At 34.2% G+C, this 17,498-nt stretch carries 19 protein-coding genes; 10 read left to right on the top strand and 9 right to left on the bottom strand.

What is annotated here, in order from left to right:
• Positions 1-88: 88 nt before the first annotated feature.
• Complete coding sequence (locus B2C77_RS20160) at positions 89-973, bottom strand: LysR family transcriptional regulator (RefSeq protein ID WP_077706664.1); 885 nt, start codon at positions 971-973, stop codon at positions 89-91.
• Between the two features lie 522 nt (positions 974-1,495).
• Here B2C77_RS20160 and B2C77_RS20155 point away from each other — a divergent pair.
• Together B2C77_RS20155 and B2C77_RS20150 are read left to right on the top strand one after the other, a co-directional pair.
• Positions 1,496-2,011 carry an acid shock protein gene (locus B2C77_RS20155; protein ID WP_077706663.1) on the top strand — a complete coding sequence of 172 codons (516 nt, stop codon included), beginning with the start codon at positions 1,496-1,498 and terminating at the stop codon, positions 2,009-2,011.
• Between the two features lie 233 nt (positions 2,012-2,244).
• Positions 2,245-2,949 (top strand): ferredoxin reductase domain-containing protein, encoded by a 705-nt coding sequence (locus tag B2C77_RS20150; protein WP_077706662.1) that lies wholly within the window; start codon positions 2,245-2,247, stop codon positions 2,947-2,949.
• Between the two features lie 226 nt (positions 2,950-3,175).
• On the opposite strand, the gene B2C77_RS20145 is transcribed toward B2C77_RS20150, so the two are convergent.
• The 6 genes from B2C77_RS20145 to B2C77_RS20120 form a co-directional block, all read right to left on the bottom strand.
• On the bottom strand, positions 3,176-4,108 hold the full coding sequence (locus B2C77_RS20145; protein WP_077706661.1) for an EamA family transporter: 933 nt from the start codon (positions 4,106-4,108) through the stop codon (positions 3,176-3,178).
• A gap of 136 nt (positions 4,109-4,244) precedes the next feature.
• Positions 4,245-4,709 (bottom strand): MarR family winged helix-turn-helix transcriptional regulator, encoded by a 465-nt coding sequence (locus B2C77_RS20140; protein ID WP_077706660.1) that lies wholly within the window; start codon positions 4,707-4,709, stop codon positions 4,245-4,247.
• 316 nt (positions 4,710-5,025) lie between these two features.
• Positions 5,026-5,346 (bottom strand): heme oxygenase, encoded by a 321-nt coding sequence (isdG, locus tag B2C77_RS20135; RefSeq protein ID WP_077706659.1) that lies wholly within the window; start codon positions 5,344-5,346, stop codon positions 5,026-5,028.
• 4 nt (positions 5,347-5,350) lie between these two features.
• A complete protein-coding gene (locus B2C77_RS20130) occupies positions 5,351-6,127 on the bottom strand; it encodes an ABC transporter ATP-binding protein (RefSeq protein WP_077706658.1) in 777 nt (258 codons plus the stop codon).
• Positions 6,127-7,122, bottom strand: coding sequence for a FecCD family ABC transporter permease (locus tag B2C77_RS20125; RefSeq protein WP_077706657.1), 996 nt, complete (start codon positions 7,120-7,122; stop codon positions 6,127-6,129). The genes B2C77_RS20130 and B2C77_RS20125 overlap by 1 nt, the downstream gene beginning before the upstream one ends.
• A 4-nt stretch (positions 7,123-7,126) precedes the next feature.
• Complete coding sequence (locus tag B2C77_RS20120; protein WP_077706656.1) at positions 7,127-8,074, bottom strand: ABC transporter substrate-binding protein; 948 nt, start codon at positions 8,072-8,074, stop codon at positions 7,127-7,129.
• Between the two features lie 309 nt (positions 8,075-8,383).
• On the opposite strand from B2C77_RS20120, the gene B2C77_RS20115 reads away from it, so the two are divergent.
• The 8 genes from B2C77_RS20115 to B2C77_RS20080 all read left to right on the top strand — a co-directional run bounded on the left by B2C77_RS20115 (position 8,384) and on the right by B2C77_RS20080 (position 15,500).
• The gene (locus B2C77_RS20115) at positions 8,384-9,073 is read left to right on the top strand and encodes an NEAT domain-containing protein (RefSeq protein WP_077706655.1); all 690 of its coding nucleotides are present in this window, start codon (positions 8,384-8,386) and stop codon (positions 9,071-9,073) included.
• A 5-nt stretch (positions 9,074-9,078) separates the two neighbouring features.
• Positions 9,079-9,714 carry a heme uptake protein IsdC gene (gene isdC / locus B2C77_RS20110; protein WP_176087380.1) on the top strand — a complete coding sequence of 212 codons (636 nt, stop codon included), beginning with the start codon at positions 9,079-9,081 and terminating at the stop codon, positions 9,712-9,714.
• 24 nt (positions 9,715-9,738) lie between these two features.
• Positions 9,739-11,436 carry an NEAT domain-containing protein gene (locus B2C77_RS20105; protein ID WP_077706653.1) on the top strand — a complete coding sequence of 566 codons (1,698 nt, stop codon included), beginning with the start codon at positions 9,739-9,741 and terminating at the stop codon, positions 11,434-11,436.
• A gap of 157 nt (positions 11,437-11,593) precedes the next feature.
• Positions 11,594-12,514, top strand: a complete 921-nt coding sequence (gene isdE / locus B2C77_RS20100; protein WP_077706652.1) for a heme ABC transporter substrate-binding protein IsdE — start codon at positions 11,594-11,596, stop codon at positions 12,512-12,514.
• Positions 12,507-13,490 (top strand): FecCD family ABC transporter permease, encoded by a 984-nt coding sequence (locus B2C77_RS20095; protein ID WP_077706992.1) that lies wholly within the window; start codon positions 12,507-12,509, stop codon positions 13,488-13,490. Before isdE ends, B2C77_RS20095 begins: the two co-directional genes overlap by 8 nt.
• The gene (locus tag B2C77_RS20090; protein WP_077706651.1) at positions 13,480-14,250 is read left to right on the top strand and encodes an ABC transporter ATP-binding protein; all 771 of its coding nucleotides are present in this window, start codon (positions 13,480-13,482) and stop codon (positions 14,248-14,250) included. The genes B2C77_RS20095 and B2C77_RS20090 overlap by 11 nt, the downstream gene beginning before the upstream one ends.
• Before the next feature lie 22 nt (positions 14,251-14,272).
• A complete protein-coding gene (srtB, locus tag B2C77_RS20085) occupies positions 14,273-15,037 on the top strand; it encodes a class B sortase (RefSeq protein WP_077706650.1) in 765 nt (254 codons plus the stop codon).
• Between the two features lie 202 nt (positions 15,038-15,239).
• Positions 15,240-15,500 carry a hypothetical protein gene (locus tag B2C77_RS20080; RefSeq protein WP_077706649.1) on the top strand — a complete coding sequence of 87 codons (261 nt, stop codon included), beginning with the start codon at positions 15,240-15,242 and terminating at the stop codon, positions 15,498-15,500.
• On the opposite strand, the gene B2C77_RS20075 is transcribed toward B2C77_RS20080, so the two are convergent.
• Both B2C77_RS20075 and B2C77_RS20070 read right to left on the bottom strand, forming a co-directional pair.
• Entirely contained in the window at positions 15,472-16,482 is a 1,011-nt protein-coding gene (locus tag B2C77_RS20075; RefSeq protein ID WP_077706648.1) for a FecCD family ABC transporter permease, read from the bottom strand. The two genes, B2C77_RS20080 and B2C77_RS20075, sit on opposite strands and share 29 nt — an antisense overlap.
• Positions 16,479-17,495: a FecCD family ABC transporter permease gene (locus B2C77_RS20070; RefSeq protein ID WP_077706647.1), complete on the bottom strand. Its 1,017-nt coding sequence runs from the start codon at positions 17,493-17,495 to the stop codon at positions 16,479-16,481. The genes B2C77_RS20075 and B2C77_RS20070 overlap by 4 nt, the downstream gene beginning before the upstream one ends.
• Between the last annotated feature and the right edge of the window lie 3 nt (positions 17,496-17,498).

Below are 17,498 nucleotides of genomic sequence, written 5' to 3'. Positions count from 1 at the left end.
CAATCATTTTAAAATAACCTACCTTTATCTGTTATTCGCATAATTTTTTAAAAAACGAAAAATTTAGTTGGATTTCAAATAATTTTAGTTAATTCTTTTTTATCGTATCAATGAAACGTATAGCAATATCTTTTAAGTGTTCATTTTTTCTTTTTGCAATTCCTATTTTAAAATAATTTGCTTTATCATTAAGCGGTATCCATTTTAAATTGTTATAGTTACTCAGGCGTTCAAGTGCTTTTGGCATTAAGGTGACACCACCTGTAATAAGCGTATTCTGTAATAAAACTTCCCAGTTGTCATTCATAAAAATAATATTTGGTTGAAATCCATTTTCCTGACAGGATTTATGAAGTATTTTTCCCAATACGTAATTAGAAGAAAATGAACAAATGGAAGCACCCTTTAAATCGGAGAATTGTATGGATTTTTTCTCAGCTAATGGATGGTTAAAAGGCATGACAACAGCGACTGAGTAATCTGGATTAGAAGTGTTCAAGTTTTCAATAGTAATGGAAGGCTCATAAATAGGGAAAGATAATAATCCAATATCTAGTTCCTTGTTGGCGAGCATTTTTTGCAATTTAATAGATCCGGTTTGAATAAGGGATACTTCAACTTCAGGATGGGTAGAAGTAAAATGAACAATTTCTTTCATATATTGAATAGCAAAAAGAACAGTTAGGCCAACTTTTAGTGTTTTGTTTTCCTTTTGATTGAGTTGCTGAATGGTTTCTGTTAATTCATCTACATGAATAAGAATGTCTTTTCCTTTTTCATAGAATATGTTTCCTGCCTCGGTTAGTTTTAACCCTTGATTTGTTTGATAAAATAAACGAACGTTTAATTCTTCTTCTAGCTTTTGTATGTTCCAACTTAAGGTTGGTTGCGTCACAAATAAATTATTTGCTGCTTCTGAATAACTTTTAGAGTTTGCAATGGCTACAAAGTATCTAATTTGTCGAAGCTCCATAGTAACAAGCCCTTTCTTTTATCATAGATTAAATCCGTATTGATCAATTAATCACAGCAATAAAACTATGTATAGGGTGATGATTCTATTATAAAATGAACGGTTAAAAAAATAAACTTTCATAAAATTATTATTAATTGATAGAAGGATAGTAGTAGTTTTCAAGTCTTAAATTTTATTTTCAAAGGGGGTTTTCTGCGATTTTTATGGATAAAATTCTTTTAAGGATTTTTAAATACATAGAAGTCGAGAAGATTTAAATTTGGTTCTCTTGCGTTCTTGGAGATAATTGAAAGCAAAAGCTAAGATATTTGGAGCATTTCTATGACAGCTTTATGCTTTACATCGGCATGCACTATATGAAAGTAGAAATGTTCATTGGCAAATATATTCCTAATGAATGTCGTGTGTTTTTTCACTGCACGTACATGATATTTTGCTTGCTTAGAAACCATTTTTATCTTGCAAAATCTTCCTCCATACAGCATAATATTTTTATACTACTGCTTGGAGGATACAGATTTGAAAAAAGTATTGTTTTTAATTGTTATTAGTATTTTGAGCCTTTCATTGGCTGCTTGTTCTGGAGAAACTGAGAGCGAAGCAAAGGCAGAAAATGAAAAAGAGACGGAGCAAGAAAATAAGGAACAAGAAGAGGCAGATAGTCAAAAGACGGAAGAGAAACAAGAACAAAACAAAGGTATGAATGTGGATAAAGCAACACAATTATTAGAGGATCATGTATTAGAAGAAAATGATGAAATACAAAAATTAACGATGAACGATGGAGAAATAAAAGCTTCCATTATAATTGGCGATAACGACACGATAAATGATAAAACTTTGTTAGCTCAAATTGCTTATAGTAGTGCCGGTGATGAATTTTTGCAACATGAAGGCTGGGAAGTACTAACCATAGATTTTGTTGATCTTGCTGAAGTATCGATGCATCGAAATGAACAAGAAACCGATGAAAATGATTTTGTTTATTTTCCAATGGATAAAATAATTGATCAGTTTGATTCAGAAGCAAACTAAATACAAGATTTTTAAAAGGAAAACTAGAACAATAAAATATATATTACGAAAAGGCATCTTGACAAGGTGTCTTTTTTCACTATAGGAAAGTAAATACATCATTTAGTTTGCGGCTTTTGCTTTGTTAAGTCGCTAGATTTTATGATATAATCATATAATTAATTGAGAATAGTTATCAATTGCTGTATATTTGATAGTAACAAATCTATATAATGGAATAAGGAGAATATATCATGCAAATATACTGGACTAAAATAAATAAGATTATTGAAGAAGCCCCTGAAGTTAAAACGTACCTGCTAGACTGTCCGAAAGGCTTTACATGGGAAGAAGGTTCCCACACTCATTTTGCGCTGGAAGGTTTTAATGCAGGAGATAAACCAAACCGCTCCCTGATTCGCCACATGTCAATCTCAACTTTACCGAACGAAAATTCAATTGGGATTACGACACGCATCAGAGAGCAGTGTTCGGAGTTTAAAACGATTTTAAGGAATCTTGAAGTGGGCAATCAAGTTGCAATATTTAAAACGCATTCAAATGTACCCCTTAAAAGAGAAGACAAAAATGTTTATCTGCTGTCATCAGGTGTCGGTTTGGCAACTTTCAGACCATTGGTGCTTGAGTATTTCGAACGTGCGGACAACGTCAAACACATTCATTCTCTGAACATCGATTCATCGCAAGGTTTTTTATTCACTAATATTTTTGAATCTTCATTGGACAAGAAGTTCACATCACAATTTGTCGATAATCGTAAAGAATATTATGAAGAAGTGAAAAATCTTGCTGCAGACAAGGATGGACTATTCTATGTTGTAGGTAGCGACGAATTCATTGTGCAGAATATGGAGGTGTTGCGTGAGCAGGGCATTAAGGTGGGACAGATTATGCTCGACAAGCATGAACGACAGATGTCTGAATTTTTACCAATGTAAGAAGCTGTAAAACTCTCATTGCAAGAATTGCAAATGTATGTGGACAAATCTAATGCAGATAAAAGCAATAGATCTTCCTATCGTAAAAGTACTTTTAGGTTATGGGTACGGCTAATCAGTGGGGGGAAGAATCCCCCACTTTTGAAGATGAAATTTAAGTTGATCATAGATTTGTCAACATGTATTTTTGGAACCAGTCAGAAGTAAAAATTTATCGTTAGTTAGCTCACATATTAATTGCGATCAATATTGTTCCAAAGAGCATTATAAAAATGGTTAGCCAAGTACCTATAGTAATTGATTCAATCCCTTTAAAAATGGCTGCACTAATTAAAATAGTAATTAATGGTTCTGTAGCTGCAATTACACTTACATAGGAAACTTCCATCGTTTGCGCAGCCAGGAAAAAGAATAGTGGACCAAGACTTGTTAGAACGCCAGCAGTTAAATAGAAAGGGTTCATCGTAGTGAAGCTCTTCTTTAATTTTGCTGCTGTAAATTCTTTGCGAACGGTTTTATAAAGAATTAAGAAAATAAAAGAAGCCAAAGCTCCTATCCATGCACCTAAAAATGCGTCATTCGTTTCTATTAAGCCTTGTTTACGAAATCCTTGACCAACTCCGAAAGTTAAAGCTGATAATAAAGCCAACCCTACGCCTAGATACTGATGTTTCTTAGAATGAACTGTAAAGGAATTAGGGATATGTTCTTGTTTCGATGTCTTAGACGTGGAAATTCTTATTCCTTCATTAATTATTCCTCCAAGTAGGAGTACCATTCCAACGCCTGGTAAAAACGCAATATTTTCTTTAATAATAATAAGGGCAAACAAAGTTGTAAAAATGGGCGTTGAGTTACGAATTGCCGATGCTTTTGATGGTCCTATATATGAAATGCTTGAAAATAATGTAAATCTACCTATCCCTGTTGTACATAATCCAGCAAGTGAAAAGAAGAAGATAGCTGTCCATGAAAACTCAAAATTCCATCCTCTTATTCCAATAACAATGAAGCATAATAAACCCAAAAGAATTATATTTATGATAACAGTAATAAATAAGCCATTATCGTTATGAGTATCTCGCATGATACCTTTCTTTACAACCACGTTGTTTATAGCAAACGTGCAGGCTGATAAAATTGCAAAAGTAATCCCCATATTATCTCTCCTCAATAAAAATATGTTTTTCGAAATAGGAATCTTGTTCGTTAAATAGTTTAGGTGCTAAACTATTTAATTTTAAAAATGCCCCATCTGCAATTAAAACTGATCTACTACTTGCAGATGGGGCATTTCAATCATCTACTTCGTCTAGTAATGATGAAAAAATCTTTATACATTTTTCAAAAATAGCAATTTCGTCAGCATTTAGCTGTTTACTAAGTTTTTGGTAAAAGTTCTGATGAAGTTCCATATGTGCTCGAAAAGCTACTACTCCCTTTTCAGTTAATGAAATTAACACTGCTCTTGAATCTTCGGGATGTGAAGTCCGAAAAACAATTTCTTTCTTTTCCAACCGACTAATAATCTGTGTGATTGCTCCTTTGGTAATTCCGAGTCGTTCTGCAATCTGGCTCATAAGTACATTTCCGTCTTCTCCAATTGCATCTACTGCATGAATCTCACTTGGAGTCAACGTACCTGCTTTACCAAAGGTACGAGGGTTTCGTTCGAGTCGTTGAAGTTGCAAGATTAATCTACCGATATGCTGGCTGTTAGGGATTAAATCGTTATTTGTAATGTATTTTTTATTCTTCATGTTATTTAGTATAGTACCTAAACTAAATAAAAGCAATTACTTTATGATATCAAAATTTAAGAATAAAGCGAGACAATGAAAAACAAGCCATGATATATTCAATCTATATAACCTGTGTTATAACTTGTTCCGTAGCACTCTTCTCTGAGAGCCTCACAGCATTTATATGCAAAGGTAAAGGTAGTAAAATCATCCCTATTTGTGTTCTAACAAATAGGGGTGAAGTTCACTACAGTTGATATTTCATATCGGGGTGTGAAAATATTTTCAAACACCTATTTCTTTTAGTTATATAAATACAGGTTCATATACTAATTTACGCAGAAGCGATTGGTTTACGAATGATTTTGACTTCGTAATAAGAGATGGTATTGGTAATAATGTATTCAGGTTTTCCGCCATCATGCGTATGTGCTTTTTTAAAATCATCGCTCTTTATCCATTTTTTAAAAGAACTTTCTGAGTCCCATCGAGTTACGATATTTACCTCATCGTAATCATTTAATTTATCTGTTATTAGTACTTCAAGTCCCAAAAATCCTTGCATTGATTCAATATGACCTACTTTATTAAAACGCTCTATCAGCTTATGTCCTTGATTTTTTTTGATTTTCGTCGTATTTGTAACAATGTACACGATGTTACCTCCTTATATTAGGTATGATTAGTGGATAACCATCTTCAAATTTAATTCGTGCTTGTAGATTATAGACACTTTGTAAAAATTCTTTCGTTAACACTTCGTTGGGGATACCGCGTTGTACTATTTTACCTTGTTTTAATGCAATCATATAATTACTGTATGTTGCTGCTTGTTGTAAATCATGCAAAACCATAATAATAGTTATATTAAAATGCTTGTTAATATATTGCAGGAGTTCCATAACTTCAAATTGGTGTGAAATATCTAAATAAGTTGTTGGCTCATCCAACAATAAGATACTAGTTTTTTGGGCTAAAGCCATTGCAATCCGTACTTTCTGTTGTTCTCCACCAGACAAACTATAAAACAGACGATTTTTATAATTTGTTATATTTGTAATCTGCATCGCCTCAGAAATTATTTGTTCATCTTCCATAGATAATTGATTGCTAAAAAAATGTTTATATGGTGATCTACCAAAAGAAATGAGTTCTTTAACTGTTAAATTAGGTAGTTGATTTTTTGACTGCTGTAACATAGTAATTTTTTGCGCGAACTCTTTATTTTTATAACACTGGGCTTCTTTTTCATATATATAAACAGAACCTTGATCTGCCTTAAGTAGATTACTAATAATTTTTAAAAGCGTTGATTTACCTGAACCATTTGGCCCTACGATAGAACTAATTTTTTGGTTCGGAATAGTCAAAGAGATGTTATCCAATTTAAAATGATGGACATTTAATGAAATACAATTGGTTTGGATAGCATTCATCACAATATCCTCCGTTTCTTGAGTAAATATAAAAAGAACGGTGCTCCGAGGCAAGCAAGTAATATGCCAACGGGTATTTCAATCGGATCAAACCAAGATCGCGCAATAGTGTCTGCCAACACAACGAGTATAGCACCACTGATAATACTTAAAGGTAATAAAAAGATATAATCATCACCAATTAAAAGTCGAATCACATGTGGAATAACTAATCCGACAAATCCCACTAGTCCAGCTACACTAACAGCTACACCTGCTAATAAAGAAGCTAGTGTGATGAGTAAAAAACGTTGTACTTCTACATGTTCTCCTAAAAGTTTAGCTGAGTCATCACCAAGCAGTAGAACATTTGCAGGTTTAATAGCCAATACGGATAGAAGAAGCGCAAAAAGAGCATATGGAGCCATAAATTCCAGTTGATACCACCCTTTGCCAGTTAAGCCACCAGAGAGCCAAGGTAAGACAGCTTGAACACGGTCACTATATAAAACCATGATCCCGCTCATGATTGCTCCCAATAAAGCATTTATAGCGACACCGGCAAGTATAATTTTTACAGGAGAAGCGCCACGATCCCACGCTAATAAATAAATTAAGAGTGATGTAAAAAGTGCGCCGATAAATGCAGCTATAGGTAATAAGTTGATGAACTGTGGTAACAAAACCATCGTAATTATTGCTGCAAGTCCAGCACCAGATGAGACGCCAATGATTCCAGGATCAGCTAATGGATTTTTCATAACACCCTGTAATATAGCACCTGAAGCTGCTAAACACGCTCCTGTGAGTAATCCAATTAATACTCGTGGTAGGCGTATATCCATAATTATTTTTTTCTGCATGGTGTTTTCCTCTGTAAACAATGCAGTCCATATTTCTGTGAGAGAAATGGAAATTGGGCCATAAGAAATACCATACAGAGTGACAAGTATTAAGAGAAGAGGAGTAATAATCGTTATATATTTCCTACGCATACTTCTTTTTTGCACTGACATCCCACTATTCCCTCGTGTTTTTTAGTACATCATATAGATAATCAATGGATTCAATTACTTTTGTTCCAGGATTTGTTCCAAACAGATTAGAAGGAAGAATAACCAGGCGATTATTTTTCACAGCATCCAGTTCATCCCAGCCGGCTGTTTGCGACATTTCCTTTATTAAACTCTCTTTTACTTTTTCTGGATTGCCATGTGTCATTAAAAGAATGATTTCTGGATTGGATTCTATAATTCTCTCTGTGTTTAATTGTGCATACTGTGGATACATTTCTAAACTTGGATAATCACTAGCAATATTTATTCCTCCAGCTAATTCTAAAATATTTCCACTGAGAGAATTAGGTAATGCTGCCATGTTGGTTCCAGGTGCACCATAGATCAATAGTGTTCTAGGCTTTTTTTCTACTGTGTTTTCTTTTACTTCTTTTCGTTTGTTATCTATTTTATGTACGATTTGTTTTGCTTTATCTTGTTTGTTTAATAAATCTCCAAATAGAGAAATTTGTTTCTGAATGTCTTGCACCGAATTGGCACTTGTTAATACCATCTCAGCTCCAATATCTTCTACTGCTTGTATGTCCTTCATATTCATTGGATGGTTCCCTAATACGAGGTCAGGTTCTAAGGAAGTTATTTTTTCCAAATCTAAGCTATGATTAGAACCTATTTCCAGAGCGTCTTTAGCCTCGCTAACTATTGTTTTTCCTGATGGGCGACCAACTACTTTATGTCCTAATGCATAGATAATATCTACGTCGCCATTGCTTAAAGCAACAATTTTTTCTGGTGATTTTTCCAAATCAATTGTTCGCTTGGAGGAGTCTGTAACGGAAATTGTATCCCCTTTTGATTGCGTTTCATGTTGTTCTGATTGGTCATCCTGATTATTACATCCAACAAGGAATATAAGTAAAAAGAGTAAAGTAATAAATAAATAATTACGCATCTATATACACCCCTATTATTGATTTTCATTCGCAATTATCTGCAATTATATTGATAATGATTATCATTGTCAATATAATTGCAGATAATTGCATAAATAAAGAAAAAAACAGAAATAGTGGTTGACATTACATTTTATTTTGCTAAGGTATTAGTTGATAGGTAATTGAAAATGATTCTCATTATTAATAAAAGGGGGATCGTAATTAATTACAAATAGATTTTAAGACTTAGAAGTTATGAAAACTTCTTTTATTTTAATTCTATTTGAGAATGAGAATCAATATCTTTGGAAGCAGGGGGGGAATAAATGCAAAAACGTTGGTCTGAAATTTTAATACTTATTTTAGTACTCCTGTACTCTGTCTCCCATATTTGGTTTCCTGTAGAAACTAGTTATGCAAAGTCTAAGTTACCAAATGTAGAAGAAGGAGTATACTCATTGGATTACGTTATACTACACGCACAAACAGATTCAGTATCTATTGCCAATGACTATTTTGAGAAACCAGCAACATACATTGTACATAATGGTAAGCATTATATACGGTTTATGTTAAATCATAGTGAGTGGACCAAGGAGTTACAGTCACCTTTAGGGGACTCTTTTGTTGATGTGAAAGTAATTCAAGAGAATAAAAAGGAAAATACAAGAATAGTTCAATTTCAGGTAGATCGAGATTTAACTGAACCCATTGCGTTTAAAATGCATGTGTTTATTGAAACAATGGATCCTGTTTATGATCATCGATATACAGTACGATTTGATTTTGACTTAGATACTTTAAAGAAATTAGATCAACAAACGATAGAAAAAATGGATATAAGTGATGAAGATTTTTTAGCGATGGAAGAAAAGGATTCAAAGGTCTCCAATAAATCAACGGAACCAAAGGAATCAAATACATTGCTCTACGGTACTCTTTTATTGATTGCTTTAATAGTTTTTTCTGTAGTGTTTTATAAAATTAGAAAAAAGAGGAGCTCGAAGGAGGAATGAACAAAGTGAAAAAGAAAATAATTTTATTTTTATTAATGTTAATAGCAGTCTTCTCTGTCGAAAGTACATCTATAGAAGCTGCGTCGAATTATGATGAAGGGGAATATAATTTACCTTTCACAGTATTGAAAGGGGATTCAAATGAGAGATCAATGACGAATGATTATTTAAAATCCCCAGGTAAATTAATTGTTAAAAATGGAAAGAATATCGTGCAACTTACTTTGAAGAATAGTTCATGGTGGAAGTCTTTTCATATTCAATCAAAGCCAGTCACTGTTGTCAGTGAGAGTAATGATACAAGGGTTGTTCAGTTTGATGTTGCAGATTTGAATCAGATACTGGATGCAAATATACATGTGGTTGTGCCAGATATAGATTATGACAACAAATATAATATTCGGTTTCAATTTGATACCTCAAGTTTAAAGATGGGAGATAAGACGTCTTCACCTGCAAATAATGAATCTAAGAATAACGTAGAAGCTGAAAAACAATCCACCGATGGAACGAAACATACTGGGAACAAATCAGAACCTGAAAAAAATCCAAAAACTTCAGATAACACCCCTGTTTTCTTATTGACAGCAACGTTATTTGCTTCAGGGTTCGTGATCTTAAGGAAAATATCAGTTAAATAAAAATAAACAGAAAAGAGGAGAAAGATGAAAAAATTAGGGGCTTTGTTTTTAGTTGCCATCTTAATCGTTATGGGCATTACTTCATCATTATCTCCATTATCAGCTGAGGAAGTTGATAAAGTATTTGCTAATGGAGAATATGAATTACCATTTGAAATTTGGAAAGAAAATGAGGACAAAGTATCAGTAGCTGATGGTTATATGGAGAAGCCAGCCAAACTGTTTATTGAAGAAGGAAAATACAAAATACAAGCTACTTTAAAAAACAGTTCATGGTGGCAGTACTTTAAAGTTAACAATGGGCAAGAATTTGTTGATGTTACAGTCATTAGTGAAAATAAAACAGATAATACACGTCTAGTACAATTTGAAGTTAACAATATTGAAGAAGTTGTAAATGCCAAAGTGCATATTATTGTTACGGGGATCCCCGGATTTGAATATGATAACAAATATAATATTCGCTTTAAATTTGATACGTCAAATATCCCATTGGCAGAAGAGCCAACTAATCCAGAAACGCCAAAGCCAGAAGAACCTGATTCAGAGTTAGAAAAGCCATCTGTTATCGAATTAGAGAATGGGAATTATACAATTAATGTTGCTACGTTACATGCCAAGGAAAATAAACCATCAGGAATGGCACGTTATATCGATGAATCGGCTTTTATATATGTAAAAGATGGAAAAACATATGTGAAACTTACCTTAAAGGATCATCAAACAGTAACTGGATTTCAAATTGATGGACAAGAACCAATACAAGAGGAAATAAATGAACAGCGTAATTCCAGAATTGTCACATATGCACTAAGAGAACTTATTACTCCAATGAAAGCACGGGTTCAGTACAAAGCAGGCGTTCACACGGGTGATCAACCATTAAGGTTATCTTTTAATGAATCTAGTATAAAAAAGGTAGAAAAAGAAAAACCTACAGATTCAAATGTGGGTCCGAAAGAAGATGCAAATAAAGACAAAAACGAATCAAATAACGATCCAGAGGATAAACATAAAAATAAACATAAAAATAAAAATAAGGAACTTAATCAAAATTCTTCAGACAGACAAAAAATTGATCCAAAGAACTTGAAGAATGGAGAATATTCTATTGCTTATAGAGTGTTAAAACAGGATACAGATCAGAAATCTGTAATGAATGATTATGTCATTAGTCCTGCTAGTTTAAAAGTAAAGGACGGAAAAAAAAGAGTTGCCATTACCTTTAAAAACAGTTCGTGGATTACCGATTTCAAAGTATACCACAATGGAAAGCTAATAAAACCCAAAGTTTTAAGTCATGATCCTAAAGCAGATACTCGTGTGATTGAATTTGCTGTGGAAAATTTAGATAAGAAATTGAATGCGTGGGTAAAAGTAGATATTCCAGAAATAGGTTATCATCATGAATATGACGTGCAATTTCATTTTGATCCTAGTTCTATTGAGCTTCTTAAGGGTGGAGAAACGTATCCAAAAATAAAAGTAGAAGACGAAATACAGTTACCAATAAAAAAGCTAAATAATAATGGTCAGGGCCCAAAATTTGATCGTAATGCAGACCAAGGCGATAAACAGGAATTAGCTGCAAAGAAAGATGTAAATAAAACCAATAATCCAACCACTAATGATCCAGCTAAAATTATTTTGTTTGCTAGTTTATTATTTGGTTCGTTTATTCCTATAGCATTTAAATTACGTAAAAAATTCCGTTCTATTTAATAAAAGATTGATATTGGAGTCTTGTCACAATTGACAAGACTCCAGAATGCTATTTTCCAGATTTAAAATAATTGAAGTATGTATATAAGGAAAACAACAATGTTCTCAGGCAAGTAAATATTATTCAATTTTTTCAGTGTAGGGGTGGGGCAAACTTATGAAAAAAGCCTACATGTTTCTTTTGATTGTAGTAGTAGTCGTTGGGCTAGTAGGTTGCTCAGATGGAGGAAAAGCTACTGTGGGGGAGGTAAGTGACCCTGATAATAATCGTATTGTTTCAACTACAGTTGCCGTTACAGAAATAATGAATGCACTAAAACTAGACTTAATCGGAATTCCGACAAGTTATAAAGATTTACCAGAAAGGTATGATGATGTAACAGAAGTTGGTAATCCAATGAGTCCTGATATGGAACTAATTATGTCACTAAAACCAAAAAAAATACTGTCTGTGACAACACTAAAGTACGATCTAGAATCTGTATTTGATGATGCGGGCATAGATACGAGATATATTAACCTCCAAAGTGTAGAAAATATGCATAAAGCAATAATAAATCTTGGCAAAGAATTCGACCGTGAAGCAGAGGCAAAAAAAATCGTACAAACTTTTGACGAAAAGGTAGCAGACATTAATAAAAAGACGCATGGTAAGAAACCACCACGTGTTCTTATTTTAATGGGAGTACCAGGTAGTTATTTAGTAGCAACGGACCGCTCCTACATTGGAGATTTAGTTGAAATAGCTGGTGGTGTCAATGTGTTTTCAGGGGAGAAGGTTGAATACCTAGCTTCTAATACGGAACATTTACAACAGGCCAATCCAGATATTATTTTACGAGCAGCACATGGTATGCCTGATGAAGTCGTTAAGATGTTTGATAAGGAATTTAAAGAAAATGATATTTGGAAGCATTTTGACGCCGTGAAAAATGGTCGAGTATACGACTTAGAAGAACTTCTTTTCGGGACAACAGCTAATCTAGCAGCCCCGGAAGCATTAGATGAATTATATAACATGTTGTATCCTGAGGAAAATAAAGGTAAGGAGATAGAAAAGAGTGACCACAGTGAATAAGCGAATCATTAGTTTTGTAACAATTATTATATTACTCGTCTCCGTAATCCTGTTTTCGGCAATGTCAGGAAGTATTCGTGTAACCTTTATGGAACTTATTCAAGGTTTAATTTCGGGAACGAATAATGACGTCGAAGTAGTTAAAGATTTACGATTACCAAGGATTATAATCGCTATTTTTGCTGGAGCGGCATTATCTGTTTCGGGTGTACTTATTCAAGCAGTAATGAGAAATCCATTAGCTGAACCTGGAATTATTGGTGTATCTTCCGGTGCGGGATTTATGAGTATGTTGATGATAAGTATTTTTCCAACGTTATTCTTCTATACACCATTATTTGCTTTTTTAGGCGGTGCAATTGCATTTTTCTTGGTTTATTCATTTTCTTGGAAGTCGGGTTTAGATCCTTTAAGAATGATTTTAATTGGGGTTGCGATTAATGCCATTTTTACAAGCTTAAGTCAAACCTTTAATTATCGAGGTAGTTATACCTCTTCCATGGTACAAGAAGTAACTACTTCTACGCTATCTATGAAAAAATGGGCGGATGTTGAGATTATCGTTGTTTACGGTACAATAGGGTTGATTTTTGCCTGTTTGGTTTTTGCTTGGTGTAATTATTTAGCCTTAGAAGATAAAACTGTGAAAAGCTTAGGATTAAATGTAAATATTGCTCGATTTGTTATTTCATCAATTGCTGTTTTGTTAGCTGGTATTGCTACTGCAACAGCAGGTTTATTTTTATTTGTGGGTTTGCTTGTCCCACATATTGGTCGAATCTTAGTCGGTACTGATCATAAAGTTCTTATTCCTTTTTCAGCACTCTTAGGTTCTTTGTTAATATTATTATCCGATACATTAGGGAGAATTATTATTGCACCAAATGAAATTCCTGCTTCTATTATTATGGCGTTAATAGGAGGACCGTTTCTAATATTTTTGCTTAGAAAGAGTGATCGAGTTTATGGAACTTAAAGATATAACTTTTTCGTATGACCTTAAAAACAATCATTTGGTTGATGTAAACGGAGAGATTAATCGCGGGAAAATTACTACAATTATTGGGCCAAATGGGAGTGGAAAATCAACATTACTTGGAATAATGTCCAATCAAATCACTCCTCATAAAGGGTATGTTCGGTTAGACGGAAAACAATTAGTTGAATTTCGATCAAAAGAATTTGCCCGAAAGGTAGCCGTTGTACATCAAAGAAACAGCGCACCAGCTGATATGACAGTAGAAAAATTAATTAGTTATGGCAGATTGCCATATAAGTCATTTTTAGCTAATAATAAGCAAGAGGATGCTAAAGTAATTGAATGGGCACTCCAAAAAACAAATTTATCTAAGAAAAGAAACCATGCCCTATATACTTTATCCGGTGGAGAACAACAACGTGTTTGGATTGCGCTAACTTTAGCTCAACGTACTCCTTTTCTGTTTTTAGATGAACCGACGACTTATTTGGATATTTATTATCAATATGAGCTATTAGAATTTATTAAAAAACTAAATAGAGATTTAGGTATAACGATCGTTATGGTACTTCATGATATTAATCAGGCAATCCGATATAGTGACATTATTATTGCTATGAAACATGGACAAATAGTTAAAAAAGGTGTGCCCAAAGATGTAATTACTAATGAGCTTATGAAGGAAGTTTACGGAATAAATGTTTTAATCAAAGAAAACAAAGATACAGGGATTTATACAATACCCATTGGAATTTAAGATTCAAATGTGGAGTGATAAAATGAGTGGTAAGAAAATCAGAAAATCGCTTTCTAATCTGTTGATCACTATATGTCTTGGAGTGTTTGTCTATTCAGCATATGAATTAGTTTCATTAGGATTGGATTACTATCAAAATAGACAAGTACTGGCTGATGTACAGGATATATATGCAGCACAAACAAAGGCTTCAGATTCATCAGAAGTTGAAAAAGGTGAAATAAGAAAGCAATTTAAAGAGCTACACAAAATAAACCCGGACATTATTGGTTGGCTTGCTATTGATAAGACAAATATAAATTATCCAATTTTACAAGCAGAGAATAATGAGCATTATTTATATCGGAATTACAAAGAAGAACAATCAAGAGCCGGTAGTATTTTTATGGACTATCGTAATAATGTGAATGCATACAATTCAAATATTGTTTTATATGGGCATAACATGAAGGATGGGTCTATGTTTCATAATTTAAGAAAATATACGGATGAAGAATTTTTTTCAAACCATCGTAGCGTTTATTTTGATACGAAATATGAGAGCTATCAAGCAGAAGTATTCTCTGTCTATCACACGACAACAGACTTTGATTATATTCAAACACATTTCTCTACCCAAGATGAGTACAGACAATTAGTTAATGAAATTAAAGATAAATCAGTATTCCAATCTGATGTACACGTGAATGAAAAGGATACGATTATTACACTATCCACTTGTGATTATACACTCGACCCGGATGAGGGGCGCTTTGTTGTCCACGCAAAAATATCTGATCAGGAGTAAGTATATGTGGAGGCTTAAGTTGTGGCGTATCATAAGCGTGATGGTTTTCTTGAGAATCAACACATCATCAGCTTTTGAAAATAAAAGAATTTACTGAATTTAGTGTTGTTTTTATCTTGTATAGCTATCCATTATTAGCCGTTATAATTAATGCTTATAGGTGAATGCCTGGAGAATATTTTCTATAATACGGAGTGAAATTATGGAAATAAAGAACTATTGCTTGAAAAATAAAGTTTATAAGCTAAACGACCTCATCACAATTAATGATGCCTATATTGGCGGTTTTGATAACCAGTCATTAATTAAACTCGTACAAAAAAATAAAGCTGCGTATGTGGAAAATGGCCTACTGATGTTAGAAGGGGGGCTTAATTTCGTACAAACGGTAAAGAAATTGGTGGTATCGAGTGGGCACTACCCACTCGCTCATGTTATTTGCTTCTTAATAGTAGATAAATAAAATACGGTGCTCCGATAATTGCCACGACAATACCTGTGGCAATGCCTTCTGGCTGCAATATATTCCTGCCAATCGTATCGGCTACTAGTAATAACCAAGCACCAATCAGAATAGTGATTGGCAGGAATAGCTGATGTCTTGGCCCGACGAGCCCTTTTGCGATATGTGGTGCCATTAATCCAATAAAGGCAATTCCACCTGTCACAGATACGGTTGCAGCTGCTAAGGCAACGGCTACCATTAATAATACGATTCTTTCTTTTTCTATATGCATACCAAGCCCAATACCTACTGGTTCACTCATCCCAAATATGTTTAACTGGTGTGATTTTATGTATGTATATGGAAATAAAATCAAAATCCATGGGAGCAGAGCTAAGATAAATGGCCAGTCTGTTCCCCATATATTTCCTGCCAACCAGTTAGCGATGAAGTCGACTTTCTCATTTTTAGCACCGGATGTGAGGATGACCATAAGACCAGATAATGCCATGGAAAATCCAACCCCAACAAGAACAAGATGGATAGGATTTAGACCGGTTTTTCTTTGGTAGGAAAATATATATATCAATATGGCAGTAGCCATAGCACCGATAAAAGCGACAACAGGTAGCATATATACAAAATTTCCTACTTCTATTGGCATAAATAAAAAGAATACGGCAATAGCTACACCAGCTCCCGAGTTTATCCCGATGATTCCAGGATCAGCTAAGTCGTTTCTAGTTAATGCCTGTAAAATAGCCCCAGAAAGTGAGAGTGCCATGCCGGCTAACACGATAATAATAAGTCGTGGTAAGCGAATAGAGAAAAACACGAAGTCTTCTTTAAATGTTCCGTTTCCTAAAATAGTCGGAATTAAACGATCCATAGACACAGAAGATGGGCCTACGCCAATTGCTATGATGGACGTCATGATAATAAGTAGTAGTAAAATGAATATAATGATACGTTGTTTGCGTATTAGTTGGGATGGAATCATTGAAATGCGCTTCCTCCTTTTCGCACAACAAATAGAAAGAACGGGAGTCCAAGAACAGCAACAATGGATACAACTGGTGTCTCCATTGGTGCATTAATCATACGTCCGACTAAATCTGCAAGCAACATAAAGATGGCTCCAGTAAAGATAGACATCGGAATGATATGACGATAATCAACACCAACAATCGCTCGTACAATATGAGGGATCATTAAGCCGATAAATGCCATATTCCCGACTAACGAGACGGCGGCTCCAGCTAATATAACAATCACAATAAATAACAGCCAACGAATTCGCCTTGTATTTTGACCTAAACCAGTGGCAACATCTTCATTTAAGCTGAGAATCGTTACTTGACGAGATAGAAGCAATGCAAATAGTAACCCGATTAAAATAAATGGAACAACAATGGACAGCTGTTGCCATGTCGTACCAATAGCACCTCCTGCTGTCCAAAGGGAGATGTTTTTGGAGATTTTAAAATATAAACCGATAGCATCCGCAACTGCTTGTAAAAAGATAGAAATGGCAGCGCCTGCTAATACTAATTTAACAGGGGTAAAGCCACCTTTTTGCATGGAGCCAATACCAAAGACGAGCCCTGCACCTGCTGCAGCCCCAATAAAACATGCCACCATAATTCCAAAAGTACTTACGCTCGGTAACATGGCCAGTGCGAATGCTAATGCAGCATTGGCACCGGAAGTTAAACCAAGTAACCCAGGATCAGCTAAGGGGTTACGTGTCATCCCTTGCATAATGGCACCGGAGACAGCAAGAGCTGCCCCAACAAACATCACGGCAACTTCTCTTGGTAAACGAATATCCCGAATAACGGAATAGCCTTCAGAACTACCTTTTTGGAAAAACGCAACAAAAACGTCAGCAAAACTCGTTTCTTTTGCACCCATTTTTGTTGCTATAAGGAATGTGAAGAAGCATACTATAATAGCGATGATTAATTTGATTGGAAAAGCCGTATGTTGGATTTCTCTTTTTACTTTCTTCACCGT

This window comes from Virgibacillus dokdonensis (genome assembly GCF_900166595.1).
Lineage (GTDB): Bacteria > Bacillota > Bacilli > Bacillales > Amphibacillaceae > Virgibacillus > Virgibacillus dokdonensis.
This window is presented reverse-complemented; position numbering and strand designations above follow the sequence as displayed.